Here is a 17,810-nt window from a genome sequence, read left to right as displayed (position 1 = left end):
CGTCACCGCCCTTCATTGATTGCGGCGGCCAGCGCCTCGTCCTGGCCGCTCATGATTTCCGCTACGAGCGCCAGTATCTGCGCCGCCCGATAGTAGAAGTCGCCGACATCCATCATTTTCTCCAGCGCCTGCCGGTAGTGGGCAAACGCGTCGGCAGCCTCTCCCTGAGTATAATATCCGAGACCGCTCAGCCGTTCGATCTCCGGCCGGATCCGATTTTGAAAAAGACCGCCGATCGACTGGGCCCGTTCGGCAAAGCGCTGCAGTTCATCGGGATTCAGGGAGATCTCTCCGCCCCCGCCTTCCGCCATCATCGTCATCGGGCATGCGCCTCCTGTCCGTAAGGAATGTCCAGCCAGTCAAACAGCTCCTTGTAGAGATAAAACAGGCTGGCCTTTCGTGTCTTCTGGCTGACAACATCTGTCCGGAAGAGCTGATTTTCAACCGGTACATAGAGAAAGTGGGAATAGGGCCTCAGATAGCCCGATTTTTCCTTCGGCATCCATTCCATCGCTAAAAGATCGGTTTGATTCACAGAGATGGATGCCCACAGCTTTTTTTCCTCGGCTGTGATTTCCTTCAGTAAAAACTGCTGTTCTTCCTCAGTCGGTTTGCGGTTCAGGAAGGGATGCGCCTGAAAAAGCCCGGTAACAAGCAGGCTTTTCGGCAGGATCTCCAGCCGGTAACTGCGCCACGGTTCCTGCTCGGTCAGCACAATCAGATCCCTGCTCCTCTCTTTTCTGAACGCCGCCATCTGATCGTTGATCCGGACATAGGCCGGGCTGTCCGCATAGATTTTCAGCATTTCAATGAGTAAAACCGCCTGCTCAGTCAGCCCGCCCGCATCCGTCAGGATCTTCTTCCTCTGCAGCGATCTTTGGGCCTTGATAAAAATCTTCATATCAAGCATCGCCAGCAGTTCCTGTTCCGGAAGGCCGAATAAATCATGCACATCCGCAGCCGTTCCGAGCACATAGAGCTCGGCCGGTGTCAGTCCGTCAAGCGTCAGCCGTTGATCTCCCATATTCACAGCCCCTTTATTTTCGACACTTCATCCGTTCCGGAAAAAGCGGCAATATCTTTTTGCAGAGACTGGAGGGACGCTGCATGCTGCGAAGCAATCTTCGTGACTTGGCGCTGATACTGCAGCAGAATATCCATGAAGGCTGAAAAAGCCAGTTTATTTTTCCCAGTCCAGTCGGGCTGTCCGTCAATATCCGACTTCAGTGCCTCACCCTGCGAAAGTGCGGTGTGCAGCGCGGCGTCGATCGTTTTCATGCATTTTATCGCTTCTCCCAGTTGCGGACCTCTGATTTCCACTTGATTATTGCCGGCTTTTCCCATCGTTTTATGTCACCCCTTCTTCTTGTCTTCTTCCGCGGCTAAATATTTGTAATGAGCATAGGCCCTTTCCGCCCCCGCTCTGGCTTCCTTCGCCTCATCCAGTTTTGTCCTCAAAGTATGCAGTTTCGCCTGCAGCCGCTCGTCCGTCCTTTCCCGCGCGGCACTGAATTCGATTCCCGGGATCTTGGTTTTCGGCACAGGATGTACGCCCATGTAGCTGCCTGTATGCCCGGAGATCTGATGAAGATCGTCTTCCGCCCGGCTGATATAAGCATCTAATTGCTGGCGAAGCTGATCATATTTCGCGCGCTTGCGCTCGGCATCCGTCACGCCGATTCCCAAAAAATTGCCGATCGAATCCCATATTGATTCTCCCAATGGAACGCCTCCTCATCTCCGTTTTCCCTATATCATTTAAACAGCTTGGCGGCCGCTGTTTTAACGTCCGCTTTCTGATTTTTATCCGGCGTCAAAAACAGATTCTTGACAAGGTTATCTCTTTGGCGTGGCTCAGTAAATGTCAGTTTTCTGACCTCCGCCGGTATTTTCCGGTAGGGCCCGTCGATTGTCACATCGATCTCGCTCGGGTTGATCTGCGTCTGCGGTTTGCTGAGACGGTTCGGCGTGACCTTGTCCTGCCTGATATTTTCATTCCCGTAGCCGGAAACAACAATAAATGACAGCAGGACAGCACTCGCCGGCAGCAGCATTTTAAAAAATTTCAGTCTCATGCGCCTTCTCCTCTCTTACATGGCGTATGATCGCTCTCGTTCCGATCACGGCAAATACCGGAACCGTCAAAAGTGCAATTGCCAGAATCCCTTTCAGGAACGGAAGATAGCCCTGACTGTTTGCGATCGAGAGGTACACGTCGGCGGCCGGATTCTGAAAAGCGAAATCGTCCATGCTGTTTTTCAGCAAAGGCAGCGTAAAGAAAACGACCAGCGCCGATGTAAGCAGAACGCCGGCAATCTCAGACAGCCGGTAAGCCTCCCCGATCCATGCGGACATAAGCGCGATCAGCCCGAATGTGAAGACGCTCCACATGATCGTCGCCGCACCGGTCAGCCCGTACTGCACCGCGCCGTAGTAGATGATGGCGGCGGAACTGATCAGTGCGAGCAGAGTCGTAATCAGTCCGTTCGTCATCTTGCCCAGGCTGCGGTAATGATAGCTGAAATAACCGGTCAAAATACTGGCGATCAGCACGGCAAGCAGGGTAAGAAAAGGCTGCTGAACGGGAGACGCAGGTGTACTGCTGTCGGCCGCCGCCGATTGCTGAACCGGGCCGGGTGAAACGTTGTTCACATTCCCGGCAGCCAGTCCGGCGAGACCGACCGGACTCGACAGCTGCTGGTAAACATTCTGATTGCGGTTGCCGGGCTCGCCCGTATTGCCGAGCGTCTGAGCAACCGCGTTTTTCAGCTCAGCGGTCGCCGTGACATTCTGCCCCCATGAGTTGCTCAGCCGGCCGGCGCTGCCCTGAACGCCGTTGACCATCGACTGCACGTCTTTTGAATCCTTCAGAATCAGCGTTTCATTGTCTGAGATGTTCTGGATGCCCTGATCAATCATATTCAGCTGATCAAAATTATTATCCTGAAGCGTCACGGCGATGCCGCTGCCGGTATCGGCAATGCTGATGTCCGGATTGGAAGTCTGAAGCGGCTTGATAATGTCCGCCGTCAGTTGCTGCGTGTTGGCCATGTTATTCGCCAGCACATTCTCCGCTGTTTGCAGATCTGCTTTTTGCTGCTGTGTCACGCTGTAAAAATTTTGAATGACTCCGTCCTTGCTTTTAATGGATCCGGTAATCGATCCGGTTGCGTTATTCAACTGTCCCAGATCTGTGTTCAGCCCCGAGACGGTTCCGTTTACGGCACTTGCATTGCTGTCAAGTGCCTGACCCAATTTTTTAGCATTATCATACTGAACATTAAGATTTGTGAGATCATTTTGAACTTTTTCATCCGTGTTGATGGCATCACTCGTCGTATTGTTATCAAATGCGGATTGCATATCGCTGCCGTTCAATTGAACATAAATGTCCATACCATCAGCAACTGCACTCAGTGTCTTGTAATAGTTCAATAGATTGTCTTCCGAGTAGGTTGTACCGCCGGAGAAATCTATTCCATTAATTGTGGCTGTAATTGAAGAAAAATCGGGAATGCTTGCATATGTCGTATTTTTTGTAATTTCAGTCTGTAAATCCGTAATCGCCTTGACGACTTTATCATATGCCGCTTGATCATTATTAGATGGATTGTCTGTCGAACTGCCTGTCCCATTCCCAGCCGATCCGCCTGTCGGGCTTCCCGTACCGGTCGAATCGCCTGCAGAACTGCCCGTTCCGCTCCCGGATGAAACGCCTGTTTGCTCCAGGGCTGTCTTCGCGTCACTCAATTTATTTTCTCCGTTCGACAGAATCTGGCCTGCCAGATTATTAGTAACCTGACGGAAAGTATCAAGAGCTATTTGCCGGTATATATTCTGAGTATATGTTTTCGTGCCATTAAAGACAGCCGTGATTTGATCTTCGTTATCTTGACCTAAATTCTGAAAGTTATTAAACAGCTGTGTCCCGTCCGTAAAATAACTGTTCAATTGATCCAGCTGAGTAAGTTCCGGCGTTAGAGAAAGATCCCCTGCTCCAGCCGTTTGATTTCCTAAACCGGACACTCCCTGCTGATACTGGGCAAGCATATCGTTCAGACTGGTCTGAGTTTTGGTCGAGGCATCCGTTACCAGTTTCTCATTTTCAATTCGCGTCTGATCCATCGTCTGAATCTGTTTCTTGAGCTGGTCATTGAATGTGTTCAGTGCGTCCAGCTGCCGGCTGATTTGTGCCTTTGTATCGGTCAGCGTCAGCTGTTTGCCGGCCGTCGTTTTTTCCGCCTGGCCGGTTTCGGCAAGCAGCTGATTGATTTCGTCCAGTTGCGTGTTAAAGATCTGCGCCATATTCAGGGACGACGGTTTATAAAAATCGGACATGGCCTGCAGGTACTGCTGTTCCTTCTGCAGGACGCCCGCAAAATTTCCGTTTATGTAATTGATCCGGTCTGAAATGAACCGCCAGTATATTTTGGAAAACTGCTGGTTCAGGGTCCCCCTGACCTTTTCAAACTCGGTCTGGACTTTCGCGGCGTCTGCGGCGGTCAGTTTCGGATCCGCCCGATAGGAAATGATTGCCGTGCTTGGCTTTTGATTCTCAAATGTCAGGATATTCTTAGTGAAATTCGAAGGAATATAGAAAACAGCCTGATAGCTGCCTTGACTTAATCCGCTGTCGGCGACACTGCGGTCGACGGTTTCCCACTGATAATTGTCCTGATCGGAAAAGAGCGGCACAATCTGATTGCCGAGATCCAGTTTCTGGCCGTTGAAATCGGCACCCTGATCCTCATTGACCAGCGCGATATGGCCGGTTTTCGGCACGGAAGGCACGATTGTCTGCGCCGCCTTTCCCTTCTTCACGGCAGGCTGCTGCGGCGACGGCGTCAGGTAGCGCGGCAGCGCGGCCGAAATGCCGACGATGAGCACAAAAGCGAGAATCAGCGACCCCCATTTTATCCAGCGGCTTTTTCTATTCTCGTCCATCCTGAAGAGCTCCTTTTTAATGAAATCGCGATGCGACCGTTTATTTTCAAAATTTCATCTGTTCGCTGTATCAAAGGCGGGCGCGTCCGTCCGCGGGATCATCACGCGGCGGTCCTGTCCCTGATGCAGCAAATAACCGAATCCGGTCTCAAGCACGGGTTCCTTGTTCGCAAAAGGCAATGTAAATAGGTACTGATCGCTTTTCCGAATGAGCAGGAGCGCGTCCTTTGTATTCTTCAGTTCGGCAACGATCGGATCATAGCCCTTCCATTCCGTCTGATTGCCGGCAGCAATCACGTAAAAGCCGAGCGAGGCAAAACGCTTGATCAGTTGAACGATTCTTGTCTGCAAACGGCTGTCTATCCTGCGGAGAAATGTGTCCAGACCGTCAATTAATAAATAATAGGGGGAATAGGCCTCTGCGATTTCCGCACGCGTCTGCCCCGTTTCCAGCATTTTTTCCCTGACTTCCCTTTCCCTCGCAGCAAACGCATTCTCCAGCTGATCGGCATACAGCCCAATCGATGCGGCATCTTCCAGATACATCCAGCCATGGCGTTCGGCCGCCTTGGCAAAGGCCAGTTCCTCGGAATCGCTGACTGCGATCACTGTCCGGCCGGAACGCGCGATCTGCTTGAGAAAGAGCCGGATTGCATTGGTCTTGCCCTTGCCCGGGTCGCCGACAATCATGAAGGTAGTCAATTGCCGGCCGGAAATGCCGAGCGGTTCGACGGATTCCGCATCCAGACCGAGGTAAATACGGTCCGCCTGCATTTTTTTATCCTGAAGGAATTGAGAGACTTCCAAAGTTTCCGGCAGCATCGGCACACGGTAGATCGTCCCGCTCTCCGGATGAATCCGGTTGCATGCATCAACTTCTTCCCGTACTTCCTTCAGCTGCGCACCGGCCGTGCCGGCTTCGAACGGCAGATAGGCCTGGATGCTCTCCAGCTCTTCCGTCATGATCAGAGCACGTCCGGGGATGGCATCAACCGTTTTCTTGACTGAGCCGCTGAATATTGTATAGAATTCCGATTGATCCACCATATAATGAGACAGGCGGACGGGCAGACTGGTCAGCAGATTCGGCCGAATACCGTTGGCGCGCGAGACGGACAGGATGAACTGGAAACCGAGGCTGCCGCCCTCCCGAGCCCAGCGGATGAAGGATTCCTCCAATTCGGACGCTTCCTCTCTCAGTGCTTCAAAATTGTCGACGATTATTTTCAGGTACGGCAGTTTTTCCGTCCCCTGCCCGTTGTAGAGTTCGACATTCGGCACGCCCGTGCGGCGCAGCAGATCTTTGCGCCGCTGAATTTCCTGATTCAGCCATTTGGCGAACTTCCCGGTCTTTTCCTCTTCATCAAGCCGGAAGTAATCGCCGGTATGGTGAAGCTTCTTAAGAGGCAGCAGGCCGCCGCTGCCGAAATCGAACAGATAAAATTGCACGTCGTCCGCTGAATAGCGCCTGGCGGCCGCCAGCAGATAAGAAGAAATAGTGGTCGTTTTCCCAAACCCGGACGCACCGAATATCGCCATATTTTTCGCTTTTTGCAGGTGCAGGTATACGGGCGTCTGTTTCTGCGTTTCCGGATGGTCCGCCAGGCCGACGGCGTACAGATCGCCTTCTTCTTTTAATGCTGCCGGCCGGACAAGATGAACAGGCAGCGGCGCAAGCCACGGACTCGGCAGCCGTTTCAGGCCCATCTCGGCGCAAAGCCCGGCGATTGCCTGCACGACTGCTTCAAGCTCCGTTTCCTTTTTCGCCTGGACCTGCGATTTCGCGTGCACCTCGGAAATCGGATACAGGCCGGTGTCCTTGACATAGAAGACGTCATCCTCGGATGTATAGATATTTTTCTCATAAGGCGCCCCGCTCCAGGCGGACTGAAAAAGTTCATACATCTCGTTGTTTCCGACCTGCAGGTAGCCGCGGCCGACCTGTTTCAATTCAGCCGCGTCGCTGTTGCCCAGTATGTCATTGCTGTCGGCCGCATCCTGCACGCGCAGGGCTATTTTAAACCGCGAGTTGCTGCGGATCTGATCATCCACGACTCCGGCAGGCTTCTGCGTCGCCAGAATCAGGTGAATCCCCAGGCTGCGGCCGATTCGCGCTGTCGTCACCAGCTCGCGGATAAAGTCCGGCTCCTCCTTCTTAAGTTCCGCAAACTCATCGGAAATAATGAACAGGTGAGGCATCGGCACCTGGACTTTCCCCTGCTTATACAGCAGCTTATAGTCGTCAATATGATTAATGTTATATTGGGAAAACAGCTTCTGCCGCCGGCGCGATTCACTTTTCACCGCTGCCAGCGCCCGTTCGCTGAAGTTCTTTTCATCGTTGATATTTGTCATCGTTCCGAGCAGATGCGGCAGTTTTTCAAAAAGCCGGGCCATGCCGCCGCCCTTGAAGTCGATCAAAAGGAAGGCCACATCATACGGATGAAAATTGACAGCCAGCGACAGAATGTAAGACTGCAGCAGCTCGCTTTTTCCGGATCCCGTCGTACCCGCCAGCAGCCCGTGCGGTCCGTGCGCCTTTTCATGAAGGTTCAGTTCCAGCCGATCGTTCCTGCCGCGCAGGCCGATCGGCACGGCAAGCGACTGAATCGGGTCGTGTTCGGCCCAGCGCCGGCGGATTTGCAGATCTCCGACGTCCTCCGCATGCATCATTTCCAGAAAGGATACACTTCCCGGAATCGAATTGGTGAATCGGGTCGTGTGCTTGAGCGAAGCCAGAAAACGGGAAAACCGTTCATTTCCGTCTTTAGTAAACGGATCCAGCTTGAACTTCTGACCGTTCGCCACTTTGTCCAGAATCATCACGTCTCCCTCATGCTCGTTTACACAGCGGACGACCGTATTCACGTTCTCATTCAGATCATCTTTGCTGTTGGCCAGAAAAATGGAACCGGCTCCGATCTCCGTAAAATCCTTGTTGAGGAACTCCACGATTTCATGTTCGTGAATCAGCCGGTCCGACGCGACGATAAAGACGATATGCGGCAAAAAAAGTCTCTTTTCCTTATTTTCCGTATGCTGCCGCTCTTTCAGCAGCTCATAGATACCCGAGAGCAGCAGATCCCTCGTCTGCTCGCTGTAGATCATGTTCCGTCCCCGGGTGCTCAGGCTTTTCAGATGCGGCAGCCATTTCAGCCAGGCCCATTCCGCGTACTCCTCTTCATCAAAAAAAACAACAAAACGCAGGTCATGGTAGCTGTGAAAAAAAGCCAGCTGCAGCATCATCTGCTGGACGGCCTTGCGGATGATCGAATGTTTTCCGACAATCCCGACCGGCCCGTCCAGCAGCCGGATGGTCAGCGGCACATCGTCAACCCGGCGATAGTGATCCACAATCGTCTTCGCTTCCAGATAAAGTTCGTCAAACGAGCGGTTGGAAAGCTCCTGATCGCTGCCCTGAATTTCATAATCAGCAGGCAGAGTCGTGCTGCCCAGCCTCATTTCCAGAAAATCATCGTCTGTCCGGCTGCGCTCCCAGATCCGCGGGCTCAGCCGGAAGGCAAGTTCTTTCAGCTTAGCGCTGTCCGGAAACTGGTAACGCAGCACAGATCTCTGCTTTTCGTACAGCCGATTCAGTTCTTCCCGCTTTTCCCGAAGGTAGCCGGTATAGTTGGCCTTCCGTTCTTTCTGATGCTCCTTCGCGTGCTTCGATTCTCTCATATATTGATAACCGGACGTGAAGATTGTCGAAAGAAACATGACGATCGAGAGGAGCATATAAATGCCGGTTGGCTGAACAATCAGCACGATCGACATCACGATGAGCATAACAAGAGGCGGCAGAATCGTTATCCACAGATTATGGCGGCCGTTTTTCTCCAAATCCGCCGGCCAGGAAAACTTGACTTTGACCTTCGGGCGTTCATAGATGAGTCTCGGCATCCTCTGATAGTTCGGATACTTTTCAGCTAACAGGGTCTGCGGGCTGCGGGCGGGGACAAGCTCTGTCTGACAGGCTTCTCCCGCAGTCAGGACGATTAAATCCGGCGACTTCAGCGTCCATTCGTTCAATCCCCATGAAACGACGTCGCCGGTCTGTAAAAGCGCACTGCCGTGTACCCTTTCCCCGTTGACAAACACGGGACGGATTTCGGAATCCGGCCGTGCACGCCATCTGTCCCTCTCTCTGATCAAAAGAAAACCGGCTTCGCCTTCATACTGCGGGAAGGAAAAATCAGCACCTTCCCCGGCAGCCGACACTTGAAGTCTGTGCCCGATGTAATAGCCGGCGGATTCCGGATCCGCATTCTGATAGACCAGCTCCAGCCGCTCATCCGCTTCATTGCGGGCAATCTCGCGGCGATCGGCAGTCAGGTACGACCGTGAGTCCTGATTGATCAGCATCCACATTTTTTCCCCGCCATCCCACTTCACCGTCATTTTTTGGCTGAATCGGACCGGAATGGTGATCGTATCTTTCAATTCGTCGCCGATAACCACGTCTTTCTTATGAAAAAGCTGCAGGTTAATCAGCTGATAGTGTTCTTTTGTAAAAAGCCATAGCCTTTCCAAAGGGCTTCCTCCTCCTTTCAGCAAATTTTCATTTTTCAGACCCGATGCCCTTGCCTGAAGCTAATGGCTGCCGGTCTGCGTCTTGCCGGATGATCCGCCGCTGCTTTGTGTATTCTGCGTGCTTTTTTGATTCTTCGCCGGCTGGTTCGGCGATGACGTTCCGCTTTGCGTGCTTGCGCCCTGCTGGCTGCTGCCGGCGGCAGAAACGTTCGCGGAACTGCTCCCGCTCCCTGAAGTGCTGCTTCCCGACGTACTTTTCTGCCCTTGCGTTATATCCTTATACTGGGACAGTTCGGAATTAATCGTCTGCAGCTGCTGTGCCTTGGCACTGCCGCTCATCGACATATTGTTCTGAACCGCCAGTTTTTCTTTAATTAGTGCGTAAGCCGTCAGCGTACGGTCATTGAGCGATTTCGCCGTATTCAGCGCACCGGCCGTATCGCCGCGTCCGACCTGAATCCAGTACTGATAGTAGAGCGTGTTGCTTTGGAGGGTCAGGTTATTCAAAATATTGGTGTGCTGCGTATCCGTCAGCGGTTCGTTTTTCACATAAGAAACGGCCAATTCATAACGGACAACATTCGGCATATGATTATAGGCAACCGGACTTAAGACCGTCACAACATCGCTGTAGCGGTTCTGCAGGAAAAACTCATGGCCTTGCTCGAAAAGGCTCTCCCGCGGGAGCTGAATGAAGAATGCATAAATCGTCAAAATAAGAAGAGGAATAAGGACGGCTATGCCGCCGATCAAAAGTCCGTTTTTGATCGTATTCTTTTTTTTAGGTATTCTCGTGCTCTTTTTTTCCAGCAGCAGTTCTTTTTTCCGCTCATTTTCCACCAGGCCGGCCAGCGCGTGAAATGTTTTGCAGCGGAAAATGTCCTTTACAAACCGTGTTGATTTTGTTGCAAAATCAAATTTGACATATGTATCAAAACTGTTTGACGGGTCAAACAATAATGCGATGACCGCCCTGACATGCTGAAGCGTCTTCTCCTCATCGAATGCAACCGGCGGCAGGCTGTCCCTGACGCCGTAATGAAGAAAGGCCGGCTGAAATCCGGGAGAAAAAAAGAGATTTTCCGGGAAACAAATCGGAACGATCCGGGAGTGCCCGCCATTTTCAAAGAAACGAATCAGGTTGCTGGAAAAAATCAGCCGTTCAATCGTCGTTTCTGTTTCCAGTTCGGAAAAGCTCCGCAGTTCCGAATCTTTCTCGGCTGTGATCACGACTTCATCTTCGGTCGTTTCCGCTTCTCTTTTGAAACCGTCCTCAATACTCTGCAGAACGCCCAATTCTTCCACATGCCGCAGCGGAATCTTGACCCGTTGAAAGGTCAGCCTGTACAGATTGTCCTTTTGCTCCGCCTCCGCGTCCAGTACGGATTGAAAAAAGCTGTTCGAAAGTGCCATAATCGTTCTCCTTCACAATACAGTGAGCTTATCGCCGTCCGAGATTCTTTTATCTCCTAAGATATCAAAACCGCGAATCATTTGTTCTTTATTTTCGACGCGCACCCAGTATCCGCTTCGCGGCGCCTTCTGAATGCCGGCAATCGTCCAGACCGTCCGTATCAGCTGTTTGACCGGCTGCCGGTCCGAGACTCTCAGGTCCAGCGTCTTCCTTTGATAACGAGACAAATCGACTGTAATATTGATGTACATTTTATTTCACTCCATTGGAAAAAAACCGAAACTCTGCCGAGAGCTCCGGTTTCCGACTTTTCCTCACCCGTTGATTTGTCCGGCAATGCGCTGGTCGGTTTCTTCGAGCACGCTCGCCGTCTGCGCCAACTGCCGGTCGATGTCCTCAAGAAGCTGCCGCATCTGCTGAAAAGACGGGCGCAGCCTCTCATACTGATCCTTGAACGCCCGGCTTGAGGCACCTTCCCAGACCTGCTCCAACTGATTGATCATCCCGTCCAGCCGCCCGATCAGCTCGCCCGTGTTCGACGACTCCTGCCCGTACTTCGTCGCGTAACTCCGCAGTTCTTCCGGAGTCAGCCTGATTTGTCCTGCCATGAATAAAGCCTCCTCGTTTTTGGCAAACGCTTGCCGGAAAATGCAGGGTCCAATCCGCGCAGCAGCGGATCGCCGCTGAAAGCAAAAGGCCCCGAGTTCCAAGTCCCGAGAAAATTGATAGATACTCATGAACAGCCGAAGACCCGGATTTCTTGTTTTTCGGAAAAGTAAGCCTTTCCCCGCCATTCACTCGTATTATAAATAAATGTGACAGATTATTGAACAGGGAAAAGTTCCTAAATTTCCGTCAATTTTTGCGCCATTCCCCACTCATTCGACAGACTTCGACAAAAAATTGCAGGCCTTTTTTACCATCTCTTTTTTAAATTATCCTATTCTATCGGCATTTCCTGTCCATTCGGCAGCAATCCTCCGCCGCTAACGGGAAGATGAATTTCCGCATACCATTCTCCGTAAACCGCGATCATGACATGATAGAATACAGACGAACAGGAGAAACCATGTTCGCGCGCAAACGCCTGCAGTTCCCGGTGCGAGGCGGAGAACGGTTTGCCCTCCTCGTCGTGGCGGAGAAACAGCGTATGCTCCAGCATGAGAGACGGCTGAAAAACGAATCCGGTTTCGGGATCTGTCTTCAATGACCCGTTCAGCGGCAGATAAAATGTGAACGTAGCCCGATCGGAAAGCGGATCCATCCGGTCAATCGTCATGACAGGCGGTCCGACCGGATACAAGCCGTGTCGGACTGCCTCAATTTTCAAAGATCCCGCCCGGTCGAGCCACATCGCTTTCTCAATAGTTTCCGTTCGGCTCAGCACGTTGAACAGAATAAGCGATGACTCTTTAATGCGGCTGTGCTTCTGTTTTTCTGCCGGCATCATTGAACCCCCACTTTCAATTCGACATATTGAAAATTCAGGTCTCCCCTAAAAAAATGGAAGAACGGAGACGCCATCTCCAGTTCATTTTCTTCTAAAAATTGAAGCAGTTCCGCGTATGCCCATTCCGTCCGTCTTTCAATATTTCCGGAATAATAGGTCATGATCATGTTTTTCACGGTAAAGTAGCTGTGAAAAGAAAAGATGTCGTTTTCAGGAACATAGTTTTCTTCAACAGCGGCAAACACTTCAACAGCCATCTGCTCATCGGCCGGAACATTGTTTAATGAGTAGAAAAGCGTCCCCGTCGGTGTCAGATTCTTCTCCTCGAGTATCCGGCAGAAGTCTTCCAGCGCCTCCGGAAACTGCGAATAGTGAAGGCTGTACCGTCCGGACACGACATTTCTGAGCTTAATCGAATCATTTTCGATGACCATCAGGCAGCACTTCCTTTTATGGGGGCGTGTATATCAAAGAACCGTTCACCATTGACTTCCAGGCAGACATGGTAAAAGGGCCGTTCAAGAATAATCCCCCGCCTGTACGCGGCGTTCTCCAGTTCCCGGTATGACGCTGCAAACGGTTCATCCGCTTCATAATGGCGAATGGCTGCCGTTTTTCTGAGACAAAGACGGCTGCGAAAGCCGAGTGCCCGCCCGGCGGGTCCTTCGACAGGCGAACTGAGCGGCAGAAATAATCCGTACTCCCGCAGTTCAGGCTCGTTTTTCACTCCGCCGATTGTCATCACGAGCGGTCCGTTCGGATAAACACCGCTTTCAAGCGCCAGCTTTCTCAGTTCCTCCCCCTCTTCATGCCAGCGGTCCACCCCGCAGATAACCGAACGGCTCAGCAGATTGAGAAGGACCAGCGAACTTTGCTTAACCCTCATCATCAGGACTCCTTTCATTCTTTCAATTGTTCATGCGTTCTTTTATAATTGTCAGCACAGATGAGGATGAGCAAAAACCAATGATTAACGGTATGATCCGTGTCGCCCTTTTTTTTCACGTTCCGGCCGTTTCATGGCTTCTTTTTTCTCCTTTTCTAACCGATTAATCTGTTTTAAAAGAATCTTATTCTTCCTGTCGATTCCTACTTGTTGTTCGGCTGTTACATTAAACGACGGAAAGCGGAGCTTGCAATAGAATACAAAAATAAATTCAGTCGATACAACCGTGTACATCAAAAACGACATGACAAGCATTATAGAAAGAATCATTATGTCCTGTCCCATGTTTCCAAGGAAGCTCATTACTATGCCTCCTAAAATGACGATCGGAAATATAATACTAAACATCGATGAAAAACTATTTACTCGTTCACCATACTGTTTTCCCATAAGTCCACGACCGTTCTCTTTAAATTCTCCTTTCTGAAGAAGATGATAGGCTCTTAATAGAGAAAGGCCAAAAATGAATATGCTTCCTAGAGCATAAAAAATTAGCGTATTGAAAAAAGGAAATGTCAGAAAATCCATTTTAGTTTTAACTAAAAAAAACAATGTCATTTCGAATGACATTTTTGGTGCACTTAATAAAAGAATCAACATTTGGAACTTTTGATATTTTAAACTAAGTCTCTTAGAAATAAATAACAGAGTAACTAAAAATAATATGCAGGCAGTCAATTCTTGAAAAAAGAAAAAAGGAAACCAAAATTGGCTGAAATTTGAACTTACCGATTGTGACGCTGCATATGCACCAAAAACCATCAACAAAGACAAAAACGGATATATAAAAACCATTTTACCTAGCCTTACCGGATTAAGCCGTCCCGACGAAACGCCATTTCGGAAAAACTCGAAATCTTGTTCAGAAAAGCTGCTTAATACCCTCACACTAACCCCGCCAATCTTTATCCGCAGATTGGATGACTTTGCTCATTTCATCCGCGGAGATTTTTTGAGCTTTTTCTTTTTTCATGATTTTGCTGCTTCATGGCTTCTTTTTTCTCTTTTTCTAACCGATTGATCTGTTTAAAAAGGATCTTATTCTTCCTGTCCATCCTCACTTGTTGTTCGGCTGTGATATTAAACGATGGAAAACGAAGCTTGCAGTAGAATACAAAAATAAACTCAGTTAATCCTACAGTGTACATAATTAAAGACATCAAAAGCATAGCAGCAATAAGAAGTAGATCCTCACCTAAATTCCCAATGAAAGACCCCAAAAGGCCACCTAAAATAGTTACAGCGAAGACTATAACAAATAAAGAAGGAAAATTATTAATTCGTTCACTATACTGCTTTCCCGCAAGTCCACGCCCCCCTTCTTTAAATTCTCCCTTTTGAAGAAGACGATAGGCTCTTAATAAAGACAGGCCAAAAATGAATAGACTGCCAATAGTATAAATAATCATGGCGTTAGTAAACGGAAAGTGCATAAAATCAATTCTGGTTTTAACAAATGAAGCAAGCGCCAGACAATATGTCATTTGAAATACACTTAAAACAAGGGTAAGCATTTGTATTTTTTGAAACTTTAAACTAATTTTTTTAAAGAAAAACAAGATAGATAGTAATCCAAAAATAATGATTGCAACCCATTGAATGATAAATATGGGTATCCAATCCTTATATGGAGTGTTGACTGATTTATCAAAAACAGTAAAAGAGACAACGCCAACATATAAAAAAGAAAGTAGAGGAAAAATAAATAACGCCTGGCCCATACTAACGGGGTTTAACCGTCCGGAAACAACGCCATTTCGGAAAAATTCAAAGTCTTGTTCAGAAAAACTGCTTAATGCCCTCACGCTAACCCCGCCGATCTTTTTCCGCATATCAGATGACATTGCTTATTCTATCCGCGAAGATTTTTTGAGTTTTTCCTTTTCCCATGCTTTTGCCGCTTTATGGCTTCTTTTTCCTCTTTTTCTAACCGATCGATATGTTTAAAGAAAAGCTTACCCTCCTTGTCGATCTTCACTTGTTGTTCAGCTGTGACATTAAATGACGGAAAGCGGAGCTTGCAGTACAGCACGAAAATAAATTCTGTGACACCGACAGAATAAATGATGGCTGATAACCCAAACATGGCAACAACAACAACAAAGGTGAATCCTGTTTCTCCAAAAAAAGCGGCTCCTATGGCTCCAATGAAAGCCGCCCCAAGTGCAAAACTAAATATATTGGAAAAGCGGGATATTTTTTCGTTATACTGCCTGCCCAGCAATCCATGCCCATTTTCTCTAAATTGACCTGCTTGAAGCAGACGGTATCCTCTAAATATCGATAAAAGGAACAGCAGAATACTTCCTAAAATATATAAAATAACAATCCAATCAAAAGGCAGGGCTGTAACTTGTTGCTTCAACGCTCCTAAACATGCAAAAGTTAAATCGAAGGCCATTTTAATTGCATTCAAGATCAGCACAACCATTTGGAATTTTTGAAATTTCAAGCTTAACCATTTTGAAAAAAAAAGTATAGATAAAATGAACAACAAAGCAGCAGAAAATACTTGAAAAATCACGAGAAAAGACCAATTTTTCCCTAATATTCCTTGTAACGTTAATGCCCAGCTTCCGTAGACGCCTAATGAAGATATAAGTGGAAAAATAAACAATCCTCCACCCATACTAACGGGATTTAGCCGTTCCGATGAAACGCCATTTCTGAATAACTCAAAGTCTTGTTCAGAAAAACTACTTAATGCCCTCATTAATTCTGCTCCTATAACTAATAAAATTTACCTAAACCCCAATGCTATTTTGCTTCCCAGACCATGAATTTCATCTTTAGCATAATTCACGAAACTTTTCCCAAAAAATTTATGATTTAATAAAAAACTCGCACCTAATCCCACACCGGCCCCTACTACAGTTCCCAGTGGCGGCAAGAAGAAAGAGCCGGCGAAGGCCCCCGCACCGGCTGCTGCAGCCGAAGCGCCGAGATCCACACCAATATCTTCTGTAATATTGGCAACTTTTTCCCCGCTCATTTTTTCATTTTTATGAGCCTCAATATCGGAATATACAGTAAAACCGACACCGGCAATGCCGGCAGCCTTTCCGAATTTCCCCATGCTGCCCAGCTTTGTCCAGCTGCTTTTTTGGACGAAATCCCAGTTGCTGCTCAGGCTGCTTTTCACACCGCCGTTTAAAACTTTTAATTTGCCTGCCATGCCTTTCTTATTCAATAAATAATTTTTCACATCAGAGGACTCAGTGATCAGACCATCCCCAGCAAGACTCGGCCCTTTTCCCCCGCCGATTCTGATCGGATCACCGTTTGTTAATTTCATATTAAACGTATAATTTTTTGACAGTTTTCCTTGGCGTCCCAGGTACAGCTCCATCCACTTTTTATCACCGGTAATGTAAATATAATTGCCCTTCTTTACTATTTTCAGGCCCTTCATCGCAGCTAGACCCGCAGGCAGAGTTTTTGCCGTCAGTGCCGAGAGCGTGATCGTATATTTTGCGCCGTTTTTTACGAGCACAAGATTACCGTTCTGCCCCGTTTTAGGAACATCGCTAGCATAGGCGGTTTCTACGGCCTTCGTTCTCTGAATCAGTTCTTTGCCGATCGCTGTTTGCGCGAAAGAGCCTCCCAGATAAAAGGACTCGGTGCCTAGATGAGGGCTGTAATCTTTCTTTATCTTGGTCATCGCCCGCTCGATTGCTGTCAGGAGCGGCATCAGGTCGCCGGTAAAATCAGCCGAAACAAAAGACATGAACTGGTCTTTCAATTGGCCGGTTTCCCGGTCCTGCAGTTCGACGTCCGACGAGAACGCCATTGTGGAAGGGACATTGAAAAAGGAGACATCACTGACGGCACGGACGTCCGCCGCCAGCCGGCTTTCAATTCCGTTAAAATGGCTTTTCAGCTGTCTCAGCTGTCTGCGGACGTCATCCAGATGCTCCGAACGGATTACTGCATTGGAGGCGCTGTCGACCTGCCGGTCAAACTGCTGCAGCATTTTCTTATACACCTGCTGCAGCCGCTCCCCCGCCTGAATCAGGCTTTTAATCAGCGTCAGATGAACTTCGCCGAAATAGGCGTGGATGCTGTCCGCAGCCGCCCCTTCAAAAGACTGAAGCGCGTTGAATTCCCTGATTTCAGATTGAACTCTTTGCAGCGCATCCGCCGCCGCGGCCTCTTGAGGCGCCAGTTGGCTTTCTATTCTTCTCGGTTCTGCAATTCGGACTTTCGGCATCGAACCGCCTCGCTTTTCGTCATCATTTAACGTGTGCAGAGAGATAGTGTGCCAGTTTCTGATCGGTTTGCTCGATTTCGTCCCCGATTTTTTTCAGTTTCGAAACTTCGGAATGAAGCGACGACTGATAATCGCGCAGCAGGCGCTGCCACTGTTCAATTGCCTTGCTGAGTTCCCTGATCGATCGGGCATCGGTCTCGTGAAGACTTGTGTCGACAGGACGGCCGGCGCCCAGATTGGCAGCCGCCCGATCAAGCTGCGAGACTTTGCTGAAATACGCACGCGCATTGAATTCAATCGTTATCATCTTAAT

At 49.2% G+C, this 17,810-nt stretch carries 18 protein-coding genes; all 18 read right to left on the bottom strand.

Features of this window, described 5'->3' with window-relative positions:
- Window positions 1-2: 2 nt before the first annotated feature.
- Window positions 3-320 carry a hypothetical protein gene (locus tag Q6A92_RS16405; RefSeq protein WP_274401162.1) on the bottom strand — a complete coding sequence of 106 codons (318 nt, stop codon included), beginning with the start codon at window positions 318-320 and terminating at the stop codon, window positions 3-5.
- Entirely contained in the window at window positions 317-1,024 is a 708-nt protein-coding gene (locus tag Q6A92_RS16400; protein ID WP_332238750.1) for a DUF5081 family protein, read from the bottom strand. The genes Q6A92_RS16405 and Q6A92_RS16400 overlap by 4 nt, the downstream gene beginning before the upstream one ends.
- A gap of 2 nt (window positions 1,025-1,026) precedes the next feature.
- Window positions 1,027-1,344, bottom strand: a complete 318-nt coding sequence (locus Q6A92_RS16395) for a hypothetical protein (RefSeq protein WP_274401164.1) — start codon at window positions 1,342-1,344, stop codon at window positions 1,027-1,029.
- A 9-nt stretch (window positions 1,345-1,353) separates the two neighbouring features.
- On the bottom strand, window positions 1,354-1,722 hold the full coding sequence (locus tag Q6A92_RS16390; RefSeq protein WP_274401165.1) for a hypothetical protein: 369 nt from the start codon (window positions 1,720-1,722) through the stop codon (window positions 1,354-1,356).
- 32 nt (window positions 1,723-1,754) lie between these two features.
- A complete protein-coding gene (locus Q6A92_RS16385; protein WP_274401166.1) occupies window positions 1,755-2,075 on the bottom strand; it encodes a hypothetical protein in 321 nt (106 codons plus the stop codon).
- On the bottom strand, window positions 2,056-4,944 hold the full coding sequence (esaA, locus tag Q6A92_RS16380) for a type VII secretion protein EsaA (protein WP_332238749.1): 2,889 nt from the start codon (window positions 4,942-4,944) through the stop codon (window positions 2,056-2,058). The genes Q6A92_RS16385 and esaA overlap by 20 nt, the downstream gene beginning before the upstream one ends.
- Window positions 4,945-4,998: 54 nt before the next feature.
- Complete coding sequence (gene essC, locus Q6A92_RS16375) at window positions 4,999-9,477, bottom strand: type VII secretion protein EssC (protein ID WP_332238748.1); 4,479 nt, start codon at window positions 9,475-9,477, stop codon at window positions 4,999-5,001.
- A 60-nt stretch (window positions 9,478-9,537) separates the two neighbouring features.
- Window positions 9,538-10,890, bottom strand: a complete 1,353-nt coding sequence (essB, locus tag Q6A92_RS16370; protein ID WP_332238747.1) for a type VII secretion protein EssB — start codon at window positions 10,888-10,890, stop codon at window positions 9,538-9,540.
- A gap of 12 nt (window positions 10,891-10,902) precedes the next feature.
- On the bottom strand, window positions 10,903-11,142 hold the full coding sequence (locus Q6A92_RS16365; RefSeq protein ID WP_188802484.1) for an EsaB/YukD family protein: 240 nt from the start codon (window positions 11,140-11,142) through the stop codon (window positions 10,903-10,905).
- A gap of 63 nt (window positions 11,143-11,205) precedes the next feature.
- Window positions 11,206-11,499 carry a WXG100 family type VII secretion target gene (locus Q6A92_RS16360; protein ID WP_332238746.1) on the bottom strand — a complete coding sequence of 98 codons (294 nt, stop codon included), beginning with the start codon at window positions 11,497-11,499 and terminating at the stop codon, window positions 11,206-11,208.
- Window positions 11,500-11,831: 332 nt separating this feature from the next.
- On the bottom strand, window positions 11,832-12,338 hold the full coding sequence (locus Q6A92_RS16355) for a hypothetical protein (RefSeq protein ID WP_332238745.1): 507 nt from the start codon (window positions 12,336-12,338) through the stop codon (window positions 11,832-11,834).
- A complete protein-coding gene (locus tag Q6A92_RS16350; protein ID WP_332238744.1) occupies window positions 12,338-12,775 on the bottom strand; it encodes a DUF5085 family protein in 438 nt (145 codons plus the stop codon). Before Q6A92_RS16350 ends, Q6A92_RS16355 begins: the two co-directional genes overlap by 1 nt.
- Window positions 12,775-13,227, bottom strand: coding sequence for a hypothetical protein (locus tag Q6A92_RS16345; RefSeq protein WP_332238743.1), 453 nt, complete (start codon window positions 13,225-13,227; stop codon window positions 12,775-12,777). Before Q6A92_RS16345 ends, Q6A92_RS16350 begins: the two co-directional genes overlap by 1 nt.
- 84 nt (window positions 13,228-13,311) lie before the next feature.
- Window positions 13,312-14,175, bottom strand: a complete 864-nt coding sequence (locus tag Q6A92_RS16340; protein ID WP_274401174.1) for a hypothetical protein — start codon at window positions 14,173-14,175, stop codon at window positions 13,312-13,314.
- Window positions 14,176-14,222: 47 nt separating this feature from the next.
- A complete protein-coding gene (locus tag Q6A92_RS16335; RefSeq protein ID WP_332238742.1) occupies window positions 14,223-15,131 on the bottom strand; it encodes a hypothetical protein in 909 nt (302 codons plus the stop codon).
- An 8-nt stretch (window positions 15,132-15,139) separates the two neighbouring features.
- Entirely contained in the window at window positions 15,140-16,000 is an 861-nt protein-coding gene (locus Q6A92_RS16330; protein WP_332238741.1) for a hypothetical protein, read from the bottom strand.
- A gap of 27 nt (window positions 16,001-16,027) precedes the next feature.
- The gene (locus Q6A92_RS16325) at window positions 16,028-17,497 is read right to left on the bottom strand and encodes a T7SS effector LXG polymorphic toxin (RefSeq protein ID WP_332238740.1); all 1,470 of its coding nucleotides are present in this window, start codon (window positions 17,495-17,497) and stop codon (window positions 16,028-16,030) included.
- A gap of 22 nt (window positions 17,498-17,519) precedes the next feature.
- Complete coding sequence (locus Q6A92_RS16320; protein ID WP_274401178.1) at window positions 17,520-17,804, bottom strand: TIGR04197 family type VII secretion effector; 285 nt, start codon at window positions 17,802-17,804, stop codon at window positions 17,520-17,522.
- Window positions 17,805-17,810: the final 6 nt, after the last annotated feature.

This window comes from Sporolactobacillus sp. KGMB 08714 (assembly GCF_036598985.1).
GTDB lineage: Bacteria > Bacillota > Bacilli > Bacillales > Sporolactobacillaceae > Sporolactobacillus.
This window is presented reverse-complemented; position numbering and strand designations above follow the sequence as displayed.

Bases quoted from the DNA above. Each gene is read 5' to 3' on its own strand.
- essB (WP_332238747.1), bottom strand. From the start codon at position 10,890: ATGGCACTTTCGAACAGCTTTTTTCAATCCGTACTGGACGCGGAGGCG.
- Q6A92_RS16400 (WP_332238750.1), bottom strand. From the start codon at position 1,024: ATGGGAGATCAACGGCTGACGCTTGACGGACTGACACCGGCCGAGCTC.
- Q6A92_RS16405 (WP_274401162.1), bottom strand. From the start codon at position 320: ATGACGATGATGGCGGAAGGCGGGGGCGGAGAGATCTCCCTGAATCCC.
- Q6A92_RS16320 (WP_274401178.1), bottom strand. From the start codon at position 17,804: ATGATAACGATTGAATTCAATGCGCGTGCGTATTTCAGCAAAGTCTCG.
- Q6A92_RS16345 (WP_332238743.1), bottom strand. From the start codon at position 13,227: ATGAGGGTTAAGCAAAGTTCGCTGGTCCTTCTCAATCTGCTGAGCCGT.
- Q6A92_RS16365 (WP_188802484.1), bottom strand. From the start codon at position 11,142: ATGTACATCAATATTACAGTCGATTTGTCTCGTTATCAAAGGAAGACG.
- Q6A92_RS16395 (WP_274401164.1), bottom strand. From the start codon at position 1,344: ATGGGAAAAGCCGGCAATAATCAAGTGGAAATCAGAGGTCCGCAACTG.
- Q6A92_RS16330 (WP_332238741.1), bottom strand. From the start codon at position 16,000: ATGAGGGCATTAAGTAGTTTTTCTGAACAAGACTTTGAGTTATTCAGA.
- Q6A92_RS16360 (WP_332238746.1), bottom strand. From the start codon at position 11,499: ATGGCAGGACAAATCAGGCTGACTCCGGAAGAACTGCGGAGTTACGCG.
- Q6A92_RS16355 (WP_332238745.1), bottom strand. From the start codon at position 12,338: ATGCCGGCAGAAAAACAGAAGCACAGCCGCATTAAAGAGTCATCGCTT.
- esaA (WP_332238749.1), bottom strand. From the start codon at position 4,944: ATGGACGAGAATAGAAAAAGCCGCTGGATAAAATGGGGGTCGCTGATT.
- Q6A92_RS16335 (WP_332238742.1), bottom strand. From the start codon at position 15,131: ATGTCATCTGATATGCGGAAAAAGATCGGCGGGGTTAGCGTGAGGGCA.
- Q6A92_RS16350 (WP_332238744.1), bottom strand. From the start codon at position 12,775: ATGGTCATCGAAAATGATTCGATTAAGCTCAGAAATGTCGTGTCCGGA.
- Q6A92_RS16385 (WP_274401166.1), bottom strand. From the start codon at position 2,075: ATGAGACTGAAATTTTTTAAAATGCTGCTGCCGGCGAGTGCTGTCCTG.
- Q6A92_RS16325 (WP_332238740.1), bottom strand. From the start codon at position 17,497: ATGCCGAAAGTCCGAATTGCAGAACCGAGAAGAATAGAAAGCCAACTG.